Origin of the sequence: Candidatus Symbiopectobacterium sp., from assembly GCF_020054415.1 — a bacterium.
Lineage (GTDB): Bacteria > Pseudomonadota > Gammaproteobacteria > Enterobacterales > Enterobacteriaceae > Symbiopectobacterium.
In genome coordinates this window covers 1-2,623 of record NZ_JAHWCO010000486.1, presented here as the reverse complement: position 1 = coordinate 2,623, position 2,623 = coordinate 1, and the positions used below count along the sequence as shown (strand labels likewise).

3 protein-coding genes and 2 pseudogenes are annotated in these 2,623 nt (G+C 49.1%); 2 read left to right on the top strand and 3 right to left on the bottom strand.

What is annotated here, in order from left to right; genetic code table 11:
- Window positions 1-82, top strand: a pseudogene (locus tag QZ506_RS14255) (lipoprotein); the annotation flags it as partial.
- A gap of 55 nt (window positions 83-137) precedes the next feature.
- Window positions 138-413, top strand: a pseudogene (locus QZ506_RS14250) (glycosyltransferase family 2 protein); the annotation flags it as partial.
- 52 nt (window positions 414-465) lie between these two features.
- On the opposite strand, the gene coaD reads toward QZ506_RS14250, so the two are convergent.
- The 3 genes from coaD to QZ506_RS14235 form a co-directional block, all read right to left on the bottom strand.
- On the bottom strand, window positions 466-954 hold the full coding sequence (coaD, locus tag QZ506_RS14245) for a pantetheine-phosphate adenylyltransferase (protein WP_291971909.1): 489 nt from the start codon (window positions 952-954) through the stop codon (window positions 466-468).
- A 22-nt stretch (window positions 955-976) separates the two neighbouring features.
- A complete protein-coding gene (gene waaA, locus QZ506_RS14240) occupies window positions 977-2,263 on the bottom strand; it encodes a lipid IV(A) 3-deoxy-D-manno-octulosonic acid transferase (protein WP_291971907.1) in 1,287 nt (428 codons plus the stop codon).
- A gap of 75 nt (window positions 2,264-2,338) precedes the next feature.
- Complete coding sequence (locus QZ506_RS14235; RefSeq protein WP_291971905.1) at window positions 2,339-2,539, bottom strand: hypothetical protein; 201 nt, start codon at window positions 2,537-2,539, stop codon at window positions 2,339-2,341.
- Window positions 2,540-2,623 lie beyond the last annotated feature (84 nt).

The window sequence follows — 2,623 nt, the reverse complement described above, 5'->3', positions numbered from 1 at the left end:
GGTGGGTGAAGCCATGGCCATGGTCAAAGCGCTTAACCGGATCACGCTATTAGGAATGCCGAACAGTATTCGCATCACGTAACAATCGACCAGTATGGGGCGCAGTCGTTACAAGTTCTGATTTATTCAACAAAGCCCCGAAGAGCATCCGCTGTTTTGAACGGGAAGTGGACCGGGAAGAGAGTTACCATACGTTACAGCGCGACCTTTCCGCCAATACGCCGATTGATAAGCGCAAGAAGCAAGAGTGCAGCTTGTTCGGTTATGAGTATGGGAAGAGCCGTATTTTCCTCAACTTTACCTGGGAAATTAAATACCGTAACAACATAATGCCAGCGACCTTGCCCCCGCTAAATACATGGTGGCGTCCACTGTGGTGGTTCCGCTATCTATGCGGTACATTGGCGAGTTAATCGCATCGCGATTTTCCGGCGGAGGAGGCCTATCTACCCGCCGGGTTATATCTTACTTACCCTGCGCCAGTTCTTGCTTAAGCGCCGAGCCAATCGCATCGGGAAGAAAGTGTGAGACATCTCCACCGTGTCGGGCGACCTCTTTGACCAAAGAGGAAGAGATAAATGACCATTCTTCCGATGGCATCAGGAACACGCTCTCCAGGGTTGGCATTAAGTGAGTATTCATTTTTGCCAACTGAAGCTCATATTCAAAGTCGGATACAGCCCGCAGCCCGCGAATTAACACATTCGCTTGCTGCTGTTGGGCGAAATGCACCATAAGATCGGAAAATCCCACCACCTCAACATTGGTCAAATGTTGCGTTGCCTGCCGTGCTAATGCGACACGCTCGTCCAAACTGAACATCGTATTTTTACTGGGACTGGCGGCAATGGCTAACACGAGATGATCGAACAGACGTGAAGCGCGGGTGAGCAGATCCAGATGCCCATTGGTTAAGGGATCGAAGGTACCTGGGTAGATTGCTTTGGTCGCCATGGTAATCCTTAACACCAGAGGGTCAGATAGACGAGTTTGCACGTGGTGGAAGATAGGGCTCCAGCAGTGTGAGCAAGCGCTGAAGCGCTCCCTGATTCTGGTGCAGCACCTCTACCGCGTGTCGCCCATAATAGAGCCGGTAATCTTCATCCGTCAGCAGGCTGTTCACTTCTTCGACAATACTGTCAGCATCTTTAACGGTGATTAAACCACCTGCTTCTGACAATTTAAGGCAAATATCTTTGAAGTTAAAGGTGTGCGGACCCATCAATACCGGGATGGCATGTGCCGCAGGTTCCAAAGGATTATGTCCTCCCCGTTCCACTAGGCTTCCACCGACAAAAGCGATGTCGGCGATGCCATACAGTATCATCAGTTCGCCCATGGTATCGCCAATCACCACTTGGGTATCAGTCGCCGGAACTTCGCCACTGCTGCGCAGGGTGTAACTAAAACCCAGGCTCTGGGTAAGTGCCTGAGTTGTAGGGAAACGCTCAGGGTGGCGAGGTACCAGAATCAACAGCAAATCGGGAAACCGGTTCAGCAATTCACGGTGCGCGGCCAAAATAATCGCTTCTTCACCTTCATGAGTGCTGGTTGCAATCCACACCGGGCGTCGAGATGCCCACTGACGCCGTAGTGCTACGGCTCTCGCAGCTAATTCCGGTGTGACAGAAATATCGAATTTCAGACTGCCAGTGACTGCTAAGTGTGAGCGCTGTAAACCGAGATCGATAAAGCGCTCACCATCTTCTTGATTTTGAGCGGCGATCAAGGTGGTGCGGCGCAGAATGCTACGAGTTAGGGAGCCAATTTTTTTATAGCCTGCCGCTGAGCGTTCAGAAAGCCGTGCGTTGGCAATAACCAACGGAATATTACGGCGGTGAAGTTCAGTGATAAGGTTTGGCCACAGTTCGGTCTCCATGATGATCACCAGTTTTGTGTTCACCTGATCAAAGAAGCGCTTAAGGGCACAAGGAAGATCGTAGGGGAGATAAACGTGGTAGACATCATTGCCGAAGGCAGACCGTACTCGCTCTGAACCGGTCGGCGTCATGGTGGTTACAGTAATCGGCAAAGAAGGGTAACGGTGGCGAAGCGCTCTTACCAAGGGAATGGCTGCCAATGTTTCGCCAACAGAGACAGAATGCAGCATGATACCGTTGGGTTTGACTTTCTCCGCACAGAATCCATAACGTTCACTCCAGCGGCGACGGTAGGCAGGCGCTTTGCGTCCTCTTAGCCACAGACGGAGCCAGATTAATGGTTGAATGAGGTAAAGCAAGATGGTGTAAAGGGTTTGCAGCATCGGTATTGGCTATTTTAGAGTTATCGCTGAAAATATTTTAGCTTTTTTGTTAAGGAATGACTATGGCACTGGCTATTAATTTTTTTTGGGCTTTGTTGAATAATAGGTAATCATGGGCTTTGTTGAATAATAGGGAATAATGCTGTTATGACACACCTGTTTTGGGGCTTTGTTGAATAATAGGTAATCATGCTGTTTTTCCATGCCAGTTTTGGTTGAAAATGGGCTTTGTTGAATAAATAGAACTTTTGGGTAATCATCGGAGCAGATCACCACAGTTGTTTCAAAATCAGGTCTCCATGGCAAAACAAAATTTTAAAATCACCAACTGGCCCTCTTATAACAAGGCCCTCAAGCAGC